Source organism: Vibrio parahaemolyticus (assembly GCF_900460535.1).
In the GTDB taxonomy this organism is placed as follows: Bacteria; Pseudomonadota; Gammaproteobacteria; order Enterobacterales; family Vibrionaceae; genus Vibrio; species Vibrio parahaemolyticus.
In genome coordinates this window covers 991,753-1,011,356 of record NZ_UHIL01000002.1, presented here as the reverse complement: position 1 = coordinate 1,011,356, position 19,604 = coordinate 991,753, and the positions used below count along the sequence as shown (strand labels likewise).

Here is a 19,604-nt window from a genome sequence, read left to right as displayed (position 1 = left end):
TCATCATCACCAACTTCATCATTACATCGATTGCGAGACAAACTTCAGCATGTCATCTGCTGCTGATACGACTTTGGCATTCATCTCGTAAGCACGTTGAGTCGTGATCATGTCGACCATTTCTTCCACAACTTGCACGTTAGAGCCTTCTAGCGCGCCTTGCTTGATGCTGCCTGCACCATCTGCGCCGGCAATCAGCTCATCGGCTGGGCCACTTGCTTCCGTCTCGCGGAACAAGTTACCGCCAACGGCTTCAAGACCGGCTGGGTTGATGAATTTTGCTAGTGTGATTTGACCAAGCTGCTGAGGTGTTGGATCGTCTGCCGTTGTTGTTGTCACTGTGCCATCTACGCCAACCGAGAAAGAGGTCGCGTTGTCAGGAATTTGAATTTGTGGCTCAAGCGGTAGACCTTGACTGTTCACCATCAAACCTTCTGAGTTGATGTGGAACTGACCATTACGCGTGTACATAATCTGACCGTCAGAGTTTTCAATCTGGAAGAAGCCTTGCCCCATTACCGCTAGATCTAGGTCTTGAGTCGTGTTTTGTGTGTTACCTTGCGTGAACACTTTTTGCGTGCCGACAACGCGCACACCACTACCCAGTTGAACACCGCTAGGTAGCTCGTTTACCTGATCCACCTGTGCACCAGGCTGACGCTGAATGCTGTAGAACAAATCTTCAAATACAACGCGGTCGCGCTTAAAGCCGACGGTGTTTACGTTTGCTAAGTTGTTGGAAATGGCAGTCATCTTCGTGTCCTGCGCTGCCATACCTGTCTTACTTACCCATAATGCCGAATGCATTGGTTATCTCCTTTTGGGGCGAGACTTATCTCGCCGCCATTAATTTGTTACCGGCTTGCGCCAACGTTTCTGCAGTTTTCATCATGCGTACTTGCATCTCGAAGTTACGCGTTAGCGACATCACGCCGATCAGCTCATCGATCGCCGATACGTTACTGCCTTCGATGTGTTCTGGTGCCAATTGCACGGTTTCATCCGCCGCAAATGGCACACCATCAACGCTGTGAAGCAAGCTGTCGCTCTCTTTTTGCAGCTGATTGATTTCTGGCTTCACCAGTTTCAATGTGCCGACTGCGATTTCTGCACCGCCGCCCGGTGGAATAACCGAGACAAGGCCACGCTCACTGATTTCGATTTTTTGATAATCAGGCACCACCAACGGACCGTTTTCACCCACAACCGGGAACCCGTTGATAGACATTGCGCCAAAGGTATCGATTTGAATGTTACCGGCACGCGTGTAAGCCTCGTTACCCGCTGGCGTTTCTACCGCAAGGTAACCTTCACCCATGACGGCAACGTCCAGCGCACGACCTGTTTTCACAACGTCGCCAGAATCAAAACGCGTTGATGCAGAGTTTGTGACCACCATGGTTCGGCCATCAAAGCCCGGGCCTTGTAACTCCACGCTACGAACACGTTCCATATCCGCACGGAAACCTGCGGTATCCGCGTTCGACAAGTTATTCGAACGAACGTGTTGCGCTTTAAGAACTCGGCTTGCACCGGAGGTTGCTGTAAATAACAAGCTATCCATGCAGAGCTCCTATTACACCGCGTTGAACAAGGCTTGAGTGAGCTTGTCGCTGGTCGAAATCGTTTTTGCGTTCGCTTGGTAGTTACGTTGTGCTGTCATCAGTGCCACAAGCTCACTGGTTAGGTCGACGTTTGAGCCCTCTAATGCCCCTGGAGTCAAGTTACCCAGCGTGCCAGAACCCGGAACGCCCATGATCGGCGCACCAGAGCTAAAGCTTTGTGTCCACGCAGTGCCGCTCACTTTTGCTAGACCTTGCGTATTAGCAAAATCAGCCAGAACCACTTGGCCTTGAAGCTGTGATTGACCGTTAGTGTAAGTTGCGTAAACCATGCCGTTGTCTTCAACGCGCACGCCTGCAAGCTCACCAGATGTGTAACCGTTCGGGCTGTTTGTGCTCACGCCAAACGCGGCACCAAATTGCGTGCTGCCTTTTAGGTTGATATCAACGCTCATTGCGTTTGCGCCCGCAGCTGGGAATGCCACATTGAAAGAGCCTGTTGGCGCCGCTAACGTACCGTCTTTATTAAACGTCACAGGAATGGTTGAAACAGGAGTTTTACCACCGTCGACTTGCACGTTTACTTCCCATGCGTTGTCTGCCGTTTTAGTGAAGTACTGCGTCACGGTGTGAGAGTTGCCAAGTGAATCGTACACCTGTGTCGTGTAAGAAGAGTTGAACGAAGTTGGATCCGCTGGATCGAACGGCGTTACCGCTTTATCAATCGCTTTTGCACTTGCATCGAAGTTCGCAACAAAATCAAGCTTATCTGTCGCTTTCGCGTTGAGTGACGATGTTGATACTTGGATGTTACCTACAGAACCCGTCATCAAGTTGTTGTTGCTATCTACGCTGTAACCTTGCAACTTCGCGCCATTGTTCGCTGTTACAAAGTTGCTCTTATCCGTACCAAATACGCCAGAACGAGTGTAAAGCGTTTGACCCATGTGATCTTTTGTCACAAAGAAGCCGCTGCCGTTGATCGCCAAGTCCATTGAACGACCAGTACCCGTGATTGAACCGTTTTTATCGAAGTTTTGTGAAATAGACGCAACTTCTACGCCGCCAGGTTGCATGCCGTTGTATACCGCTGCGAACTCTGTGCGCGCACCTTTAAAACCATACGTTGAAGCGTTGGCAATGTTGTGGCTGATCGTGTTTAGCTCTGTGTTGGTCGCGTCCAGACCACTAAGTGCGATGTTAAAACTCATAAAAGACCTCTGATTTGCTTATTTGGTTAAGCACCAAACTGAGTGATTTGATAGAAAGGAACGTTGCCAACGCCATTAACATTGACCAATGCTGCGCCACCTGAACTCGGAATACGAACCTGTTCAACTGTGCCAGCCAGTAGAACATTCGGGCTCGCTTGGCCTTCTTGAACTTCTACAGATACCGTGTATTTGCCCGGCTTTAAGCCAAGCTCTTCTGGATTGATTGAGAACTCAACGTCACCAGCGCCGTGAGCGCCAAGTGGTACGTTCGTCTTCTGACCGAACTGATCTTTCACAACTAAAGTCACTTGGTTTGAACCATGACTCAGTTCGATTTTGCCGTTTTGCGCACCATCACCCAGTTCGAATTCTTTTGAATTCACGTAAACCGTTTGACCAACCAAACCAGCGGTCGATAGCACTTGCATGTTGTCGAGTAGCACCATGCTGTTTTGCATGACCTTCGACATGTTCTCGGTACTTTGAACTTGAGAGAACTGCGCCAACTGACCGACGTACTCTGTGCCATCTAACGGGTTTAACGGATCTTGGTTTTGAATTTGTGCCACCATCAAAGAGATGAACTCATTTTGAAGTGAAGACGCGCTGTTCTTATCCGTTGGGTTTGGCGCAATGCCACTGTTTTCTTTTGCTGCCGCTTTAACCGGAGCGTCCGACGATAATGCCGTGTACTGTGCAAGACTCATTAGCTACCCTGCCCTAAACGAAGCAAGCCTTGCTGCATGCTTTTCACATTTGCCAACACTTCCACGTTCGTTTCGAAGCTGCGAGTCGCTGACATCATGTCCGCCATTTCCGCAACCACGTCGATGTCTGGGTAGTAAACATAACCTTCGCCGTTAGCGAGTGGGTTATTTGGCTCAAAGCGTTTTTCCGCCTGACCTTTGTTTTGCACCACATCGACAATACGAACTTCAGCATTTGGGTAAATGCCGTTTTCTGTCGTCATTTGCGTTTTTTGATACACAGTAGCGAACACAGGTTTAAGTGCTTTGTACGCATCATCTGGGTTTGCAGACACCGCATCCGCGTTCGCAAGGTTACTGGCAACCGTGTTTAGGCGAACGGTTTGCGCCGTCATCGCAGAGCCAGTAATCGAATAAATATCAGTGAATGACATAATTAACGTCCCTCAATCGCTTTCGCCAAGCCGTTAAATTTCATGTTGAGAAACGTCAGGCTGGTTTGAAAGTCCATGTTGTTTTGGGTGAATTTCGCTTGTTCAACACCAAGTTCCACAGTGTTGCCATCTTTACTGTTTTGGTACGGCACCGAATACTGGGCCTGAACCTGCAGCTTAGGTACAGAATTACTCACACCGTTTGTCGACATCTGGTTCATAACAGTGGTGAAACTTAGGTCTTTCGCCAAGTACCCAGGGGTGTCAACATTTGCTAGGTTACTGGCGAGGACTTTGGTACGCTGAACGCGAAAATTGAGTGCCTCTGGATGTACACCTAAAGCATTTTCAAATGTGATCGCCATGCATCTTTCCTTACAGTCGGCTCGAATACGCCAAGATACAAACAAGATACGTGCCATAAAATTTATTTATATTTATCAATGATTTACAAACAAGAGTGGAAACCAAACTTCCGGTTTACGGAAAGCAAAAAAATTAGGGGGAAAACTCTAATTTCCTCAAAGTGGATACTGTTATTAGGAATTCTTTCGGCAGGACAAACTTTCGCCAGTCCGGACCAAACCACCTTCTCATCGGAGGAGCTAAAGGCCGTTGTCGCGAAACATTTTGAACAAGAAGTAGACCGCGTAGCCAAGTCCAACCAGTGGGGCGAGTACCAACTGGAGTACGATTTGTGGGTGCCAGGTTCTGCCAACCATTTACCCAAATGCGATGCCAAATTAGTGATCACGGGTCGCGATAACCAACCTTTGCCAGTCGGTAACTTAAAGCGTTCCGTCAGTTGCGAAGATCTCACTGCTCCATGGCGAATCAATGTCACGATCAAATCCTCGGTCACACTGCCAGTGGTGGTTGCGGCGACGACTGTAGGTCGCAGTGAAGTGGTGACAGCCAATCATCTGAAATTGGAAACTCGAACCATTTCGCGCTCGGACGATTTCTACACCGATCCTAAACACGCCATCGGCTTGGAAACCACGCGTCGACTCCGCGCCGGACAAGTCGTCGATCCAACCAACTTAAGTGCCCCCGCTTTGATTGAGAAAGGCAATGAAATCATCATCATTGCTAGCAAAGATGGATTTAGTGCAAGCACCAAAGGTGTCGCCTTAGAAGATGGAGCGAAAGGCCAACAGATTGAGGTAGAAAACCTCAGTTCTGGCAGAGTCATTCGAGCGGTTGTGACAGGAAGAAACCAAGTTCATACTCAGTTTTGATTTTGGACTCAACGTAACATTTTTCAATTTTGCCTCTCGTCACATCACGTGAGTATCGAGTACAAAAATAAAATTTAATGTTCACCACATCCTTGTCGCCTATTGGATTTAGAACATGATGATGAGGACCACAGCATGAAAATCGACAAAGTCGCGGGCGGTCATGTCCCACAAACAAATTTCCAACAAGCAAGCAAAAAGCCTGTTGAAACAATGGAACAAACCAAGGTAAGCGAGCCTGCGTTTCAAGCAAACACAGCAGCAATTGATCGTGCCCAAGCAGAAATGAAATCGCTACCAGACGTCGATATGGAAAAAGTTGAGCAAGTTCGTAACGCGCTAGCACGCGGCGAATTGAGCCTAGATACAAAAGCGCTATCTAAGGCAATTATGCAATTCCATACTGGTCACGAGTAAAAGCACAGCATTAGGAATATACCCATGGCAAGCGCGGCATCGCAGCGAATTCAGTATTTTGTTCGTTCAATTTCTGAAGACATCAAACTGTATCAGCAATTATTGACCCTACTTCAACAACAAAAGGCGTTGTATTTGAAGTTTGATGGTGAAGCACTGAACACCAACGTTCAGCAACAAACACCAATACTCAATAAGCTGAGCCGCTCTTCTAATGAAAGAAGCCAATGCATGCGTGAGCTGGGGTTACCGTGTAATGACTCCAGCGTAACAAGAATTTTCAACGCTTTGCCTGCCAAGATTGGGGCGCAAGCGAGAAAACAGTGGACGTTATTGGAGACACTCATCAAGCAGTGCCAACAATACAACCAGAGCAATGGCCAAAGCTCTGCTGCGTTCCATGAGTTAGTCAGTCAACTCAAACAACCTGTGCAACACACTTATGAAGATAAATCGTTTTAAACGATGGTCGTCTTGCCTACAGATTCAGCCGCCATCTCGGCTGGATACTGTAGGCCTTTTTATTTCTGCCTGTTTGTTGTTCAGCACTTCTTTTCTTTGTCAGGCAAAGCCCAATACTACTGATATAGAGCAGCAGTATCAGGTTCTTGCGCCTTACAAATTACAAATCGACCAACGTTTCACTTCCGTCAATCCACTTCTCGACCACATCTTTAAGCAACTCAAAAGCAAGTCACTGCCCAAAAGTCTCGTTTTGGTGCCAATGCTAGAATCTTCTTACAACGCAAAAGCCGTTTCTCACGCCAACGCCGCGGGATTATGGCAATTGATTCCTGCAACAGCGATGCGCTTTGGTTTAACGGTTGATTCGAATGTGGATGAGCGTTTCGATACCCAAGCCAGCACGAAAGCTGCATTGGACTATCTGGCGTTTTTATACAACAAGTTTGATCAAAACCTCGCATTAACGCTGGCGGCCTATAATGCAGGAGAAGGCCGAATTGCTCGCGCTATAAAGAAAGCGGGCACCGATGACTTCCAACAGCTCACTCTGCCAAAAGAAACACATCAGTACGTCAGTCGTTTCTTCGCCTTGGAAAAACTGATAGATATCGGGCAGTTACAACACTCTTCTTTTCAGCCATTGCTTCTATTTGCTGCTGAATCTGCGGCACCATCACAGCCTCTGATCGACTTTAGTCGACTTCCTCCACTCGTTAATTTGTGATAATAATCACCAAAACAACGAATGTCAGAAGAACGTAAAATTACAAGATCCTGTTCTGCTAATTTAAAAACTCGTGATCTCGATGCAAACGTGTGCAAAAAAGTTAAGGTAATGTATCTCAAGAATAAGAAAGAGTAGTGGTTTACTGATAATAGTCCAATTTGCACTTGTTTATTGGATAGATATGCATCACATTACGTGTGCAAAAAATATGAAAAACAATGGTTGGACCTATTAATTATTTACACACTAAATATAAAACGGCTATTGTTTTCATAGTTTGAAACAAAACTCAGAATATCGAGATGACGCTTCGCTTGCGCGTCTGGAATAAGTCCGGGTTCCGGGGGGGAGCTCGGACTTTTTTATTGCGCTTAATTGCGTAAAGAAGTGAATGATGAAATCCCTAAACACATCTTCCTAACCACTTCTAAACAACGCTTACTGAAGCTCATTCCCATTCAATAGGTATGAGCTCAGTCTTCGGCACTCTGGTGACAGCTAAAGCAACTCTTTAGCGATCAGGTGAAGTAAGAACGTTTCACGTTCGATACTCATTCCTTTCTTCGGGCTTTCTGCCATCGTCTTTTCGTTATGTGCTATCGCTTCATGGACATTCATCCAAACTGGACGCATACCATTCTTCACTTCGTAATCTTCATACGCTGTCTCACCCAGCTCACGATCGATTTTGCATGTGTAACAGTACGAAATCATGTGCATCACGTCAGCATCGTCTTTGTACCAAGGACGAAACTCTTCAAAAATGCCGAATGGTTTGATGCTATGAATATTTTGCGCCCCCGTTTCTTCTTCGAGTTCACGGACTAGCCCAGCAATAACGTCTTCACCTTCATCAATTCCGCCACCAGGTAGCGTGTAATCGTGATAACGCTCTGTGTAGAGCAACAACACATCTTCACCATCAAGTACAATGGCACGCGCTGCATTACGCTGAAAGATAATTTTATCGTCCAGATGATCGAGTTCTGGATGAATGGTCGATTGTAAATGTCTCATCGAAAATACCGCCGTAAATATGATGCGCGCATACTACCGGAGTTCACCCTTTAAATCATCGTTGTGTTAATAAGCAAGCCAAAGTAGCGATACCTAACCCAATTAAAGTGTACTAAACCGTTCACGAGATCGCGTTTTGTTGAGCGGCTTACGCTCGATACATTCACTATGTATCCGCAACAGATGTGACGTACTAGCAAGCTCTTTATGAGAAATGTCTAAAATTCTTCTAAATATGTCTACGCCCTTCTTACTTTTAACATCGATAAGACAATAATTGACGAAAGTTGCCTATAATCAAGGCAATACTCGCCTATCCCATGCGGAGATAAAGATGAAAAAAACAAGTTTAATGATGGCTACGGCAGGGACAATGGTACTTGCTGGTTGTTCAACCTATGACGGCGCAACTCGCTCAACAGAGTACACCTCTGTTGCCAATCCGGCGGCCGTTTACTGTGTACAACAAGGTGGTGAACTGGACACTGTGTCAGAGAACGGTGAGCGTGTAACTTACTGTGTGCTTTCTGACGATGAACGTGTTGAACAGTGGGAATACTACCGTAACAACCACAAAGAGAGTGACGAGCAATAAACTCGAATCTAATAAATAGTAATATTATTCAATAACTAAGGAGCCAATCGGCTCCTTTTTTGTGCTTTGATATCCGCATTTTCCTACATGAACCTCACACTACTCTGACTTTACCGTATGCAAATATAATATCGAACAGCGTTCTATTCCTGACATTCCCCTGACAATACTTTCCACTTGGTCAATAAAATCATGCCCAACATCACACAAATTCACATTTCTTCCACATTTTTCTGGAAACAGGTGGTCAGGATGAAAACACAAATAGTTAAACAAGCCGAAACGGCACAAAACAACGTGATTACTGATGAGTCAAAACGCATCATCTACAAATCGTGTTTAAGCGCATTGATGATTGTTGCGATCAGTATTCTCGTCAATCTGAGTATTCGTCTTGATTACGTAGTATTGGGATCAAGTTTGGGTGAAGTCTCTATCACTGAAACCTTACAAGTGATCATGCTGGCGATTGCTTCATGGTCGTTCTTCCAACTTTCTAAGCAAGAAGAACAAGTTAAACACGCCGCTATTTTGATTTCCGGCTTCTTCGCTGTGTTGATCATTCGCGAACTGGACTACTGGATGGATATGATCCGTCACGGATCGTGGGTATTCCCTGCGTTAACCGTCACTGCTCTGGCTTGCGCAAAAGCTTACCAAGGTGGTAAAGGTACAGTGAACGAAATGGCACGCATTCTACAAGTTCCGCACATGAAGCTCTTGATTGGTGCCGTGGTTCTACTGCTTGTTTTCTCTCGCCTTTACGGTATGGGAAGCTTCTGGCAACAAGTCATGAATGAAAGCTACATCCGCGATGTTAAGAACATTTCGGAAGAAGGCATGGAGCTGCTTTGCTACTGTCTGATTGCGTTGAGTGCTGTTCGTATGCGACGCGAAATCACTGAATAGACTCGGGATCTAAACGGCGATTGAGCGCAGTTAAAATGGGATGAAACACTTCCAATGCTCGCTCTGCTGTTGCAACCGACTCATCAGAGGCCGTCATTTCGATGGCCTTTTTCATTTCCGCAATTTGCTGCAAAACATCCATTTCTAACGGTAAAGCGCGAAGTTGATTTATTGCTTGTTCAGCCCGCAGCAAAGGTTGCGCTCGAACGCTAGTTAAATCTCGTTGAAATGCCCCACTTTTAACGCCCTCCAGATACACTCGATACGTCGTCAGTTCATCAAGTAAAAGAAACGCTTCTGCCTGTGGCCCTTGATGTGGGTATGGCACGCTAATGTGCTTCTGAATATCTAGAGAAATGTGTAAGTCTAAACCCACGGACGCACATTGAGATTTGAGCACGCGCAGTAAGCCTTGCTCATCCATTAACGTTTGAATTTCTAATATGCGCTCAAGATGATAGGCATTTGATAGCAAAATGACCTCAACCGTCGCTTGAGACGGTAACGGAAATAAACCGCTTTCACACAGAACTTTCGCTGCATTTCGCATGTTTTCAAACGTATTCAAAGAGCGATTTTCAAGCAGAATTTGGCTTGTCGGAAAAGGCTTGGCCAGCGACGTATTCAGGGTCTGAAAATATGCATACATAGCATCAGCTTCCGAAATGCTTTGTCCTTGCGTTTTTCCACCACAAAATACGAGAGCAGTATTCTCCATTGGCATTTCGAGGATCTTAGCGGCTAGTGCTTCGACTCTCGAGATGCCTTCAGCACTCAATTGGTTATTAACCAATCGCTTACCTAGTACGATGACCACGTTACCTAACTTCATACTTCTCTCTCAATTTTCCCTGCGACAAAGTCACTGTTGTGTGGTCTTTGGCATAGTTACAAAAATCTTCTTTGCCAACCGCCTTACAGGCATTAACATCTAGTTAACAACATTGTTCTAGAGACCTATGAAAGGTTCATTGCTGAAGGAAGTCAATTATGCTGTCGATTTTCGATATTTTTAAGGTCGGTGTTGGGCCATCCAGCTCCCACACTAACGGTCCTATGCTCGCCGGATTCCATTTCACTCAACTACTTAGCGACTCTATGGCGAAAGTACGTCGGGTGCAAGTTGACTTATATGGCTCTTTATCACTGACTGGTAGAGGACACCACACCGACCGAGCTACGGTGCTAGGGTTGATGGGCAATAAGCCCGATACCATCAAAATGACCAGTGCCAAAAGTGCACTGCAACACACCATCGAAAACCATACATTATCGTTAGCTGGCTCTCATCAAATTGAGTTTAGCTACGACCACGACATTGTATTTCACAGCGACAACCTGCCGCTGCATGAAAATGGTATGACGATCACCGCGCTCGATGTCGCAGGAGATCAAGTCGCCTTTGAGACGTACTACTCTATCGGTGGTGGTTTTATTGCGACAGCGGCAGAGCTCGAACATGGCAGCCAACAAGCCAGCGCAGAAGTACCTTTCCCTTTTTCATCCGCAGACGAAATGTTGGAAAAAGCAGAGAAAAATGGCCTCAGCCTTGGTGGCATGATCCTGCAAAATGAGCTGGCATTTCGAGAGCAAGAAGAAATTGACCATAGAGCTGAACAAATTTGGAAAGTGATGTCACTGTGTATGCAGCGTGGTTTCGATACTGAAGGGATCCTTGAAGGGGGCTTGAACGTCACTCGCCGAGCTCCGAATCTGTTGAAAAAACTAGAAGCGAATGCAGCAGTTGAAAATGATCCAATGGAGATTATGGACTGGATTAACTTGTTTGCCTTTGCGGTCAGCGAAGAGAACGCGGCAGGCGGGCAAGTCGTCACATCACCAACTAACGGTGCCGCAGGCGTTATCCCAGCAGTATTGATGTACTACCATCGATTCATCAAAGAGCTGGATCTTAAGCAATTAAAAGACTTTCTCGCCGTTGCTGGAGCGATTGGTATTTTATACAAAACCAACGCGTCCATTTCTGGGGCGGAAGTCGGCTGTCAAGGTGAGGTGGGAGTTTCCTCTTCTATGGCAGCGGCTGGCCTAACCGCCTTGCGAGGAGGCAGCAACGAGCAAATTTGTATCGCAGCTGAAATTGCAATGGAACACTCTCTCGGTATGACCTGCGACCCAATAGGGGGACTGGTTCAAGTGCCTTGTATTGAACGCAACGCGATGGGCGCAGTAAAAGCGATTAACGCATCACGAATGGCACTAAAGCGCACTAGCAAATGTCTTATTTCATTAGATAAAGTTATCGAAACCATGTACCAAACTGGTAAAGACATGAATAAGAAATATCGCGAGACATCTCTAGGTGGTTTGGCAATCATCCATATGGCACCACCATGTGAATAATAAGTACGCATAATTTGCATCTTTCTTTACACATCGCATTGTTGGTGGCACTTAGCATCAACAGTGCGATTTCTTCCCTTCCTTGTATCAATACTCGCCTGCTTTCCATCATTTATTTTTCAATACGTTAAATTCTTTATTAGCATTTTGTTTTGATAATAATTTATAAATTAGTTTTTATAACTACATTTATCAACTTGATCTAGAACAACGGATAAGCAAATAACAAACTTCACATTAGAAAATATAGTGCGTCTTTTGTTAGTTATGCGACAATTATTTCAATACTCAATATCTCGTTTAAGTAACATTTAACAGAAATAATCACTATCTTTCTCCGCTAATGTGAGTACAAAATTATGTGGAATAAACTAAACAAATCTATGATGTTCTGCCAAATGATGTTTGGCTTATCATTTTATGGCGTGTTAGTGAGCTTAACTCGCTTTTTTCTAGAAGATCTAAATTACAACGAAGCCGATACGATGATGATCGTGGGCGCTTTTTCTGCCATTGGGCCATTGTTTGCCATCGCTGGCGGATTTATTGCGGATAAGTTTTTAGGAGCTTACCGCTCTCTGTCCATCGCCTTTCTGGCGTTCGCTGCGGGTTACGTTTTGCTGGTACTTGGTGCTTCGGCGACAAACGTTCCTTTATCGATGTGCGGTATCGCTCTAGCAAGCTACGGCCGTGGTTTGATGTCACCTTCTTACCCAAGTCTTTACAAACGCACTTTTAAATCACAAGAAGATTTCGAAAAAGGTTACCCAATCAACTATTCCGTGAACAATGTCGGCGCTTTTTTAGGCCAGTACCTGTTCCCGATGATCGTGCTGGTAATTGGCTTTAACGGCGGCTTTACCATCTCTGCCGTCATGGCAGGCGCTGCGCTTGTGATGTTATTGATGTTCAGAAAGGGCCTAACTGGTGTAGCCGCTGAACTTGACCAAAAAGCGGTAAGCTTGAAAAACTGGGTATTCTTCGCACTGATTTCCGTCGCCATGATCGCGTTGGTGTTCTTCATGTTCTCAAACATGGATATTGGTCAAAACATCGTTTATGCCATCGGTGGCGCTGCGATTCTTTACTTCGTCTCTTTAATGCTGAAAGCCAGCAAAGCCGAGTCATTGAAGATGGGCACCATCCTCATTGTGACCTTCTTGACTACGTGTTTCTTCGTCTACTACGGACAAATGATGACGTCAATGAACATGGTGGCAATCAATACTTTGAAAGGCTCACTGTTTGGATTTATCCCACTTGAGCCAGAAGCAGCAATGGCAATGAACCCACTTTGGTGTATGGTTGGTGGCCCTATTGTTGCGGGTTTCTTCGGTATGCTTGAAAAACGCGATGTTCACCTTTCTACAGCAACTAAAATCGCGATGGCGTTTGTACTCACTGCAATTGCATTTGGCATCCTAACGTTTGCGGTCACAACCGTTGGTGAAGATGTGGTGATCATGCCTGAAATCTTCTTGGCGATTCACTTCTTCCAAGCCATTGCGGAAGTTATCGTTGGTTCAATGGTTGTGGCATTCATTCTGTCTGTAGCACCAAAACACATCGAGAACTTCTCGGTTAGTCTATTCTCCGTTGCTATCGCACTGAGTGGTATCGTTGGTGCCGCTTTCTCAACGTCGATTGCGATGGAAAAAGGCCAAGAGATCACTCAAGAAATCGTACAAACCGTATACGGTGATTACTTCCAATTGCTTACTGTACTAGCGGTTGTGATGGTGGCGATTGCTATGGCAGCATCTGTTGTTATTCGAAAAATGCTGGATGCAGCAAAAGAAAGCGAAGCACAAGCGCAACCTGTCGAGATTGAAGCGGGTGTCGAGGTACAGAGCTAATCGCTTTCGCACCGCCACTTGATTACATACGCAATCAACAAACAAAAATGCCGCGAATTCATCGCGGCATTTTCGTAATGACAACGTGGCCGATTAATCGCGGCGGCCACGAAGTTCAATGGGTTGGGTAGATGCATCGCTTTGAATCATCACACCGCCGTACATCGCTTCATTACGGCCTTTCAACGTAAGTTGCGAGTTTGCGCGTTCAACATCCACTTGGTTCGTATTACTCATTGTCATGTCAATGGTACCTGTGTATGAGCCATCCGCAGCAAATGCCACATTCGCTGAGCAAACCATCAAGCCTAATGCGATTAGTTTTTTCATACATCACCTCTGTTATTGTCTGTACCTGTGTCGATGTAGAAACTGTATCAACGCAAAGGGGGCAAGACGAGGAAACTCCTGATTTACCAAATGGAAATCCCCTTTCTTCACTTCCGGATAGATGCCTCAATAAAATTGACCGTTTGATGTCTTTGGATGATCAGCTCAACGCTATGATGTGAAACGAGCCGAATTGTTGGAGTAAAGAATGGCGATTAATCTGGATATTCAAAACATTCTTGTGCTGAAGCGCATGTATGAGCTGCGCAATGTTCGGTTAGTCGCAGAGTCGTTAGGAAAAACATCCGGAGCCATCAGTAAAAACCTCACCAAGATGAAAACCCAGTTCGATGATCCTCTGTTTGTGCAAACGAAACATGGCTTTGAACCGACGACGTTTGTCGAAACAAACATGGCACACTTCGAACAGATTCTGATGAGTGTGGACTCCATTAAGCCGCAAAACTTTTCCCCAGAGACCTTTGATGGGCAACTGTCGATTTATGCCAACACGCTATTTTGGGATTACTTCGGCGATGAGCTTTACTTGAGCCTGTTAAAACAAGCACCTCGAGCCAAATTTTCGTTTCTGCGCTGGGGAAACGAAGCTAAAAACCGTTTAATAGATGGTGAAAATGCGGTCGCAATCCACTACTTTGATGAGGACTTACCTCAATCGGTCGCACAAAAAGAGCTGGGAAAAGGAAAGGCCGTCTTTTTTGTTCGCAAAGAGCATCCAGCGCAAGATTTTGATGACTTGCAGCTCTACCCCTTTTTACTCTTCAAAACACCAGGATGGAATGACTACCGATACCCTCTGTTGGAACGCTTGAAGAACATTGGTTTTAATGCGTCGCCAAAAGTGGAAATAGAACACCCAGCGATGATCCACAAAATCATCCTTCAAACCGATCATTTCGGTATCACGATGAGTGACCATGTCCCGCAGGGATGCAGAAGTATCGCACTACCGAACCGCTTAGAATTGAATGTCAGCTACGTGATGAGTTGTCGGCGTTCACAGCAACATGCACCATTAAATCTATGGTTATTTGATAAGATTAAACACGTGATTGAAAACTAACGTTCTTTTAGTATGCCTAAAGTAATCGCTTGGTGATGTTGACGCAGATAATCGATATCTTGCAAATACGCGATGTGATGTCCCTCTTCCAAATTAGCTTGAAATCTCTCATCCCTGCTGCTTGCCATCAGTCTCATGTAATCAACCAAAGCCGTGAGCCTTAACGTCATCACATCCACCAGATTTTCTCGCTCTAATTTCGAGCAGCCATACGCGTCACAGAACAGCTTGGCGCGTTGAATTTGCTGTTCCAAGTTGCCCATTCGGTCATTTTCATCCGTTTTAAAAGGAGCCCAACCGTAAATGGAAAAAGCAACGTCCCATAAACGAGGAGCAGGATGTGCGGTATCAAAATCGAATACACCAACCACGGTTTCACCATTTAGTGCAACATTGTATGGCATAAAATCCCCATGACAAATCACCTCTTGGGGGACTCGATCAGGTAACATCCAATGACACACTTCGCTTTGATGTGAAATGAGAAAATCTTCTGAAGCATCATGCATTCTACGCAACATTTTGGCCGCGGATAAAAGTGCAGTAACAGAAGCAATAGAACCTTGCAGTGGATAGTTGAAGGTATCTCCTTCCACAAAGCTCAACCACTCTTTACCACCCTCAATCCCAATCACTTTGGGGCATTGCGTGAATCCATTGGAATGAAGGTGATTTAACAACTGGTGGACGGTCATCGTCCAAGAGCTTGCCGGACGACTAACGCGATCACCTGAACGATAAATGGCATTATCCCGACCACCTTGTAGCATTTCCATGACTTTTCCTTGTTCGATCAGATTTGGGGCGACGATTGAAACAAGCGTCATTTTATACCTTAAGTAACGAATCTTGTTTTAACTACCGACCAAAAAGCACCCAACTTTGTTAGCTCAATCGCAGGAAACCACTTGCACTTATTCGAAGATGCAGGACTTTTAAGCTTATAGACTTTGCATGACCCAATGAGTAAAAGCCTCAACTTGCGGTTTATCGCTTTCCCTTACCACTATATGATGCGCGCTGGCGCTTGGCATGGACCATCCACCAATCGGAACCAAAAGTCCTTGTTGTAGCTCATCCTCCACTAAAAAGTCCCTTACAAGCAGTATGCCTAACTGATTCACCGCCGCTTGAATGGCTAGTAAGGAATGTTCAAACTCGGCGATAGGTTTACTCACTTTGCCTTTATAGCCCTGAAAACGCAGCCAAGCTTGCCACGATTCATGGTATCCGCCCGTGCACAGTTTTGGCGCTAGCGCGATATCGGTAAGATGAATGACCGAATTAAGATTTAAAAAACCAGGGCTCGCCACTACTATCCAGTTTTCTTGGGTAAGTTGAACAGCCTGCTCTGATTGCCAATCTCCATAACCGTTGATGATCTCCACATCCGCAATGGCGCTAGCATTCGGTACCGTGTTGGCGGTCGTTGAAATTTTTACCACGACATCAGGGTGCTGACGATGAAAATCGGCCAAGCGCGGCATTAACCATTGAGAACAAAAGCTGTGAGCGACATGAAGCGTCAGTTGAGTATTTTTCTGGCGAGCAAAAAGGTGTTGAGTTGCTACAGATAGCATCTGCAAAGTCTGGCTAACAACAGGCAAGTAGGCTTGGGCCGCTTGTGTTAACAAAAGCTGCGCACCATTGCGCTCGAAAAGTATCGCGTTTAACTGAAGTTCCAACGATTTAACTTGCTGGCTAACCGCCGCGCGAGTGACATTTAGCTCTTTTGCAGCTTTTGTAAAGCTTCGCAAACGGGCTGTTGCTTCAAAGGCTTTCAGGGCATTAAGTGGTGGGAGGTTTTGCATCATGCTCTCCTACTAAACGGAGCATCGATATTATGAATCTGTGATGACAGAATGATGAACAACAAGCAAAGCGCACGCCGCCGCCGTCATTTCAATATACAGCCCAACAACCGTCTCGGTTCCATGCAAGCATAAGTTTGAAGACAAGATCAAAAAAACCAGCGATAAACGCTGGCTTTTTGCTTTGTTGGCTATAGCAACAAATTATTGAGCTTGTTCAGTCGTTTGGTATTCAAACGCAGGAACAACTACTTCTACACGACGGTTCGCTTCGCGACCTTGACGAGTTTCGTTGCTAGCAACTGGGTTTGCTTCACCCATGCCTTTAACTGTCATACGGTCAGCAGCGATACCTTTCGCTTCAAATTCATTAGCAACCGCTTTAGCACGCTTTTCAGTTAGCTGTTGGTTGTACTGAGCAGAACCCGTTGTGTCACTGTAACCAGTGATCTCAACTTTAGCTTGTGGGTAAGTGTTCATTAGATCAACTGTACCAGAAAGTGCTGATGCATCTTTCACTTCTGCGCTTTCTAGGCCGAATTGTACTGTTGCTGTTTGAGCTGGGTACACGTGCTCAACGATACGAGTAGATGGACGTGTTTCTACCACTTCTTCAACTGCTTCTTCTTGAACTACTGGCTCAGAACCAAACTTGTAGTTGAAGCCGATACCGAAGAAGTCAGAATCCATGTCATCAATAATGTCGTCAGACATGTCTTGGTAACGTTGGTATTCAGCACGTAGGCTCCAGTTGTAGTTGATTTTGTACTCAGCACCTAGAGAGCCAGTTGGAACGAAGTCTTTCTCGTCACCAGCCATCATGTATGCCGCACCTACTTTAGCGAACAGGTTCCAAGAATCTGTTAGAGGTAGGTTGAATTTAGGAGCTAGAGTCAACGCCCAAAGGTCACCATCAACTGTGTTTAGACCAGGCTTTTTGAAGTTAGCCGTGAAATCACCTAGGTAATCAACACCGTATTCTGCAGCAACGTATTCGTTGAAGTTGTAACCAATGTGCATACCAGCTGCAAAGCTGTCGTCGTCACAAGGTTCGTTTAGGTAACATGCATCGTTTAGAGAGTTGTAACCTACTTTACCGCCAATGTAAGTGTCAGCAAGTGCAACGTTAGAGATCACACCACCAGCAAGTACAGTAGCCACTGCAATAGCGATTTTTTTCATTATTTTTTTCCTTTTTCTTGTACAAAAAGCAACACAAATTAAGCAAGTCGCTGCTTATCATGTGAAGCCGCAACTTTCTCTTTTTAGTTGAATAGAAACAGCTAAATTTCGTAGGAAGGAATCAAAAAATGATATTCGAACGCCAATGATGTAACACGGATACCACCACCTCTCGATCACACGTTAATTATCTAAACGTGGGCTCTCATTTGAGGAGAAAATCCAACGACATTGGTTTAGCCATAGTCAATTCGTTGCGGAGAATATCACACTCTTAGCACTTTTCTGTGATGCAAATCACCCTATTTTTGCAGTTTCTCAAACTTGAGAAGAACTCAGTAAATGGATGAATGGCAACTAATTTTTACAATAAGAAATGCGAATAACAGGAAAGAAAACAGCCCATCAAAGATGAGCTGTTCGGTAATGAATCAATGCTGTGGAACTATTGCATTTAAATTTTGTCAGTCACCGCAAGTGTTGCTGCAAGCACATCTTGCCCAAACATCACGCTGCGCTCAGGAGACCAACCGTACAACGGATCAGGGTGGTTGTTATTGTCTTTGAATGGCATCTCAATTGTGTACGATAAGCACTTAAATTGCTCGGCAACCCAGTTTGAACCAACCGTCAGGTTTGCCTTGCCTGGTTCGTCTTTGTCGTAGCCAATTTCATCTTGGAACTCCGGCGTAATAGTCAACAGTGCTTGTTTGAATGCATTTTCCAGCGCCGCTAAGTTTTCATCGTACGATGGGATGCCTTCAGAGCCTGCAACAAAGTTGTATGGGATCGCTTCATCACCATGAACATCTAAGAACATATCCACGCCCGTTTCGAGCATGCGTTCACGAACAAGGAACACCTCTGGGCTTTTCTCCATTGAAGGCGTTTGCCATTCACGGTTTAGGTTTACACCAACCGCATTCGTGCGTAGGTGACCACGAATACCACCATCTGGGTTCATGTTAGGTACAACGTAAAGCACTGCTTTCTCAAGTAGTGCACGGGCAACCGTATCGTTTTCATCCAGCAGACGCTGAATCATACCTTCCATAAACCACTCGGCCATCGTTTCGCCCGGATGCTGACGCGCGATCATCCAGATTTTCTTTTTGCCTTCTTCTGGCTCACCAAAAGTCAGTAGGCTCATGTCGTTACCATCTAGGGTATGACCCAGTGTATCTAGCTTGCAGTGGTGCGCGCTTTGCGCCATGTGCAGTAGATCGAGATGGCGATCATAAGTGTACGGTGCAAAGTATGCGAAATAGATAGAGCTGCGCTCTGGGATCACAGTAAACGTTAATGTGTCACCATCAAATTCAGCAGGAATACGGAACCATTCTTCACGGTCATAAGACGCAACAACGTCGTAACCTTGCCAACCTTCAGGGTATGCTGACTTCGCTAGATCGAGCAGTTTGATGGTGTGAGACTGCTCTGCTTCAGTTTCTAAGCGGAAGTGGAACCATTGGTAGAATTCCGACATGTTGTCGTTAGGGATTTTCAGTTGGATGTCATTTTTATCATCCGCTTTAACGACATGGATGCTACCGCTGTCGAAGTTGCTGAATATTTTCATTCTGTTACTCACCTTTTGAATCTGAGCTTGAAAGAGAGAGGCTAACACAAGGCGAAAGTCCGCCCCAACGACTTTCACTGCAAACTGTCTCGTTTGTGGCTAAAGTCTTCAGT

Annotated in this window: 22 protein-coding genes; 9 read left to right on the top strand and 13 right to left on the bottom strand. The window is 45.5% G+C overall.

The window, feature by feature from the left end; all coding sequences use genetic code 11:
- Positions 1 to 21 precede the first annotated feature (21 nt).
- The 6 genes from flgG to flgB are packed head-to-tail and all read right to left on the bottom strand — an operon-like array spanning position 22 to position 4,282.
- Entirely contained in the window at positions 22 to 807 is a 786-nt protein-coding gene (gene flgG / locus DYB02_RS21605; RefSeq protein WP_005481471.1) for a flagellar basal-body rod protein FlgG, read from the bottom strand.
- 25 nt (positions 808 to 832) lie between these two features.
- The gene (locus DYB02_RS21600) at positions 833 to 1,564 is read right to left on the bottom strand and encodes a flagellar basal body rod protein FlgF (protein ID WP_005464045.1); all 732 of its coding nucleotides are present in this window, start codon (positions 1,562 to 1,564) and stop codon (positions 833 to 835) included.
- 12 nt (positions 1,565 to 1,576) lie between these two features.
- Positions 1,577 to 2,773, bottom strand: a complete 1,197-nt coding sequence (gene flgE / locus DYB02_RS21595; RefSeq protein WP_005463978.1) for a flagellar hook protein FlgE — start codon at positions 2,771 to 2,773, stop codon at positions 1,577 to 1,579.
- A 26-nt stretch (positions 2,774 to 2,799) separates the two neighbouring features.
- A complete protein-coding gene (flgD, locus tag DYB02_RS21590) occupies positions 2,800 to 3,483 on the bottom strand; it encodes a flagellar hook assembly protein FlgD (protein ID WP_005463939.1) in 684 nt (227 codons plus the stop codon).
- Complete coding sequence (gene flgC, locus DYB02_RS21585; RefSeq protein WP_005464013.1) at positions 3,483 to 3,917, bottom strand: flagellar basal body rod protein FlgC; 435 nt, start codon at positions 3,915 to 3,917, stop codon at positions 3,483 to 3,485. The genes flgD and flgC overlap by 1 nt, the downstream gene beginning before the upstream one ends.
- 2 nt (positions 3,918 to 3,919) lie before the next feature.
- On the bottom strand, positions 3,920 to 4,282 hold the full coding sequence (gene flgB / locus DYB02_RS21580) for a flagellar basal body rod protein FlgB (protein ID WP_005463947.1): 363 nt from the start codon (positions 4,280 to 4,282) through the stop codon (positions 3,920 to 3,922).
- 78 nt (positions 4,283 to 4,360) lie between these two features.
- On the opposite strand from flgB, the gene flgA reads away from it, so the two are divergent.
- The 4 genes from flgA (at position 4,361) to DYB02_RS21560 (ending at position 6,764) form a co-directional block, all read left to right on the top strand.
- Positions 4,361 to 5,158, top strand: a complete 798-nt coding sequence (gene flgA / locus DYB02_RS21575; protein ID WP_029805273.1) for a flagellar basal body P-ring formation chaperone FlgA — start codon at positions 4,361 to 4,363, stop codon at positions 5,156 to 5,158.
- Positions 5,159 to 5,293: 135 nt separating this feature from the next.
- A complete protein-coding gene (flgM, locus tag DYB02_RS21570; RefSeq protein ID WP_005464040.1) occupies positions 5,294 to 5,575 on the top strand; it encodes a flagellar biosynthesis anti-sigma factor FlgM in 282 nt (93 codons plus the stop codon).
- Between the two features lie 24 nt (positions 5,576 to 5,599).
- Entirely contained in the window at positions 5,600 to 6,037 is a 438-nt protein-coding gene (flgN, locus tag DYB02_RS21565; RefSeq protein ID WP_005463929.1) for a flagellar export chaperone FlgN, read from the top strand.
- Positions 6,018 to 6,764 carry a lytic transglycosylase domain-containing protein gene (locus tag DYB02_RS21560; protein ID WP_025526789.1) on the top strand — a complete coding sequence of 249 codons (747 nt, stop codon included), beginning with the start codon at positions 6,018 to 6,020 and terminating at the stop codon, positions 6,762 to 6,764. Before flgN ends, DYB02_RS21560 begins: the two co-directional genes overlap by 20 nt.
- A gap of 501 nt (positions 6,765 to 7,265) precedes the next feature.
- Here the strand turns inward: DYB02_RS21560 and DYB02_RS21550 are convergent.
- Positions 7,266 to 7,784 carry an NUDIX hydrolase gene (locus DYB02_RS21550; RefSeq protein ID WP_005464022.1) on the bottom strand — a complete coding sequence of 173 codons (519 nt, stop codon included), beginning with the start codon at positions 7,782 to 7,784 and terminating at the stop codon, positions 7,266 to 7,268.
- Positions 7,785 to 8,118: 334 nt separating this feature from the next.
- Here DYB02_RS21550 and DYB02_RS21545 point away from each other — a divergent pair, with 334 nt between their 5' ends.
- Together DYB02_RS21545 and DYB02_RS21540 are read left to right on the top strand one after the other, a co-directional pair.
- On the top strand, positions 8,119 to 8,379 hold the full coding sequence (locus DYB02_RS21545; protein ID WP_023624800.1) for a putative hemolysin: 261 nt from the start codon (positions 8,119 to 8,121) through the stop codon (positions 8,377 to 8,379).
- A 252-nt stretch (positions 8,380 to 8,631) separates the two neighbouring features.
- A complete protein-coding gene (locus tag DYB02_RS21540) occupies positions 8,632 to 9,288 on the top strand; it encodes a hypothetical protein (protein ID WP_005481502.1) in 657 nt (218 codons plus the stop codon).
- Here DYB02_RS21540 and DYB02_RS21535 read toward each other — a convergent pair.
- Positions 9,278 to 10,120, bottom strand: a complete 843-nt coding sequence (locus DYB02_RS21535) for a YdcF family protein (RefSeq protein WP_029805270.1) — start codon at positions 10,118 to 10,120, stop codon at positions 9,278 to 9,280. The two genes, DYB02_RS21540 and DYB02_RS21535, sit on opposite strands and share 11 nt — an antisense overlap.
- 158 nt (positions 10,121 to 10,278) lie before the next feature.
- Here DYB02_RS21535 and DYB02_RS21530 point away from each other — a divergent pair, with 158 nt between their 5' ends.
- Both DYB02_RS21530 and DYB02_RS21525 read left to right on the top strand, forming a co-directional pair.
- Entirely contained in the window at positions 10,279 to 11,649 is a 1,371-nt protein-coding gene (locus DYB02_RS21530; protein WP_029805268.1) for an L-serine ammonia-lyase, read from the top strand.
- A 359-nt stretch (positions 11,650 to 12,008) separates the two neighbouring features.
- A complete protein-coding gene (locus DYB02_RS21525; RefSeq protein ID WP_005463935.1) occupies positions 12,009 to 13,505 on the top strand; it encodes a peptide MFS transporter in 1,497 nt (498 codons plus the stop codon).
- Between the two features lie 93 nt (positions 13,506 to 13,598).
- Here DYB02_RS21525 and DYB02_RS21520 read toward each other — a convergent pair whose 3' ends face one another.
- A complete protein-coding gene (locus tag DYB02_RS21520) occupies positions 13,599 to 13,835 on the bottom strand; it encodes a VPA0252 family protein (protein WP_029806057.1) in 237 nt (78 codons plus the stop codon).
- Positions 13,836 to 14,043: 208 nt separating this feature from the next.
- Between DYB02_RS21520 and DYB02_RS21515 the strand changes: the two genes are divergently transcribed.
- Complete coding sequence (locus DYB02_RS21515; RefSeq protein ID WP_029806054.1) at positions 14,044 to 14,919, top strand: LysR family transcriptional regulator; 876 nt, start codon at positions 14,044 to 14,046, stop codon at positions 14,917 to 14,919.
- Here DYB02_RS21515 and DYB02_RS21510 read toward each other — a convergent pair.
- From DYB02_RS21510 to DYB02_RS21490, 4 genes are all read right to left on the bottom strand, one after another.
- Positions 14,916 to 15,695, bottom strand: a complete 780-nt coding sequence (locus tag DYB02_RS21510; protein WP_029806052.1) for a phosphotransferase enzyme family protein — start codon at positions 15,693 to 15,695, stop codon at positions 14,916 to 14,918. The two genes, DYB02_RS21515 and DYB02_RS21510, sit on opposite strands and share 4 nt — an antisense overlap.
- A 165-nt stretch (positions 15,696 to 15,860) precedes the next feature.
- Positions 15,861 to 16,730 (bottom strand): LysR substrate-binding domain-containing protein, encoded by an 870-nt coding sequence (locus DYB02_RS21505; RefSeq protein WP_024703151.1) that lies wholly within the window; start codon positions 16,728 to 16,730, stop codon positions 15,861 to 15,863.
- Positions 16,731 to 16,934: 204 nt separating this feature from the next.
- Entirely contained in the window at positions 16,935 to 17,912 is a 978-nt protein-coding gene (locus DYB02_RS21500) for an OmpA family protein (RefSeq protein ID WP_015312861.1), read from the bottom strand.
- Positions 17,913 to 18,366: 454 nt separating this feature from the next.
- Positions 18,367 to 19,491, bottom strand: a complete 1,125-nt coding sequence (locus DYB02_RS21490; protein WP_005481455.1) for a M14 family metallopeptidase — start codon at positions 19,489 to 19,491, stop codon at positions 18,367 to 18,369.
- Between the last annotated feature and the right edge of the window lie 113 nt (positions 19,492 to 19,604).

Coding starts and splice junctions, on each gene's coding strand:
- DYB02_RS21490 (WP_005481455.1), bottom strand. CDS start 19,491: ATGAAAATATTCAGCAACTTCGACAGCGGTAGCATCCATGTCGTTAAA.
- DYB02_RS21520 (WP_029806057.1), bottom strand. CDS start 13,835: ATGAAAAAACTAATCGCATTAGGCTTGATGGTTTGCTCAGCGAATGTG.
- flgG (WP_005481471.1), bottom strand. CDS start 807: ATGCATTCGGCATTATGGGTAAGTAAGACAGGTATGGCAGCGCAGGAC.
- flgB (WP_005463947.1), bottom strand. CDS start 4,282: ATGGCGATCACATTTGAAAATGCTTTAGGTGTACATCCAGAGGCACTC.
- flgM (WP_005464040.1), top strand. CDS start 5,294: ATGAAAATCGACAAAGTCGCGGGCGGTCATGTCCCACAAACAAATTTC.
- DYB02_RS21550 (WP_005464022.1), bottom strand. CDS start 7,784: ATGAGACATTTACAATCGACCATTCATCCAGAACTCGATCATCTGGAC.
- flgA (WP_029805273.1), top strand. CDS start 4,361: ATGATTTACAAACAAGAGTGGAAACCAAACTTCCGGTTTACGGAAAGC.
- DYB02_RS21540 (WP_005481502.1), top strand. CDS start 8,632: ATGAAAACACAAATAGTTAAACAAGCCGAAACGGCACAAAACAACGTG.
- DYB02_RS21515 (WP_029806054.1), top strand. CDS start 14,044: ATGGCGATTAATCTGGATATTCAAAACATTCTTGTGCTGAAGCGCATG.
- DYB02_RS21530 (WP_029805268.1), top strand. CDS start 10,279: ATGCTGTCGATTTTCGATATTTTTAAGGTCGGTGTTGGGCCATCCAGC.
- DYB02_RS21525 (WP_005463935.1), top strand. CDS start 12,009: ATGTGGAATAAACTAAACAAATCTATGATGTTCTGCCAAATGATGTTT.
- DYB02_RS21545 (WP_023624800.1), top strand. CDS start 8,119: ATGAAAAAAACAAGTTTAATGATGGCTACGGCAGGGACAATGGTACTT.
- DYB02_RS21500 (WP_015312861.1), bottom strand. CDS start 17,912: ATGAAAAAAATCGCTATTGCAGTGGCTACTGTACTTGCTGGTGGTGTG.
- DYB02_RS21600 (WP_005464045.1), bottom strand. CDS start 1,564: ATGGATAGCTTGTTATTTACAGCAACCTCCGGTGCAAGCCGAGTTCTT.
- flgE (WP_005463978.1), bottom strand. CDS start 2,773: ATGAGTTTTAACATCGCACTTAGTGGTCTGGACGCGACCAACACAGAG.
- DYB02_RS21535 (WP_029805270.1), bottom strand. CDS start 10,120: ATGAAGTTAGGTAACGTGGTCATCGTACTAGGTAAGCGATTGGTTAAT.
- flgD (WP_005463939.1), bottom strand. CDS start 3,483: ATGAGTCTTGCACAGTACACGGCATTATCGTCGGACGCTCCGGTTAAA.
- DYB02_RS21560 (WP_025526789.1), top strand. CDS start 6,018: ATGAAGATAAATCGTTTTAAACGATGGTCGTCTTGCCTACAGATTCAG.
- DYB02_RS21510 (WP_029806052.1), bottom strand. CDS start 15,695: ATGGAAATGCTACAAGGTGGTCGGGATAATGCCATTTATCGTTCAGGT.
- flgC (WP_005464013.1), bottom strand. CDS start 3,917: ATGTCATTCACTGATATTTATTCGATTACTGGCTCTGCGATGACGGCG.
- flgN (WP_005463929.1), top strand. CDS start 5,600: ATGGCAAGCGCGGCATCGCAGCGAATTCAGTATTTTGTTCGTTCAATT.
- DYB02_RS21505 (WP_024703151.1), bottom strand. CDS start 16,730: ATGCAAAACCTCCCACCACTTAATGCCCTGAAAGCCTTTGAAGCAACA.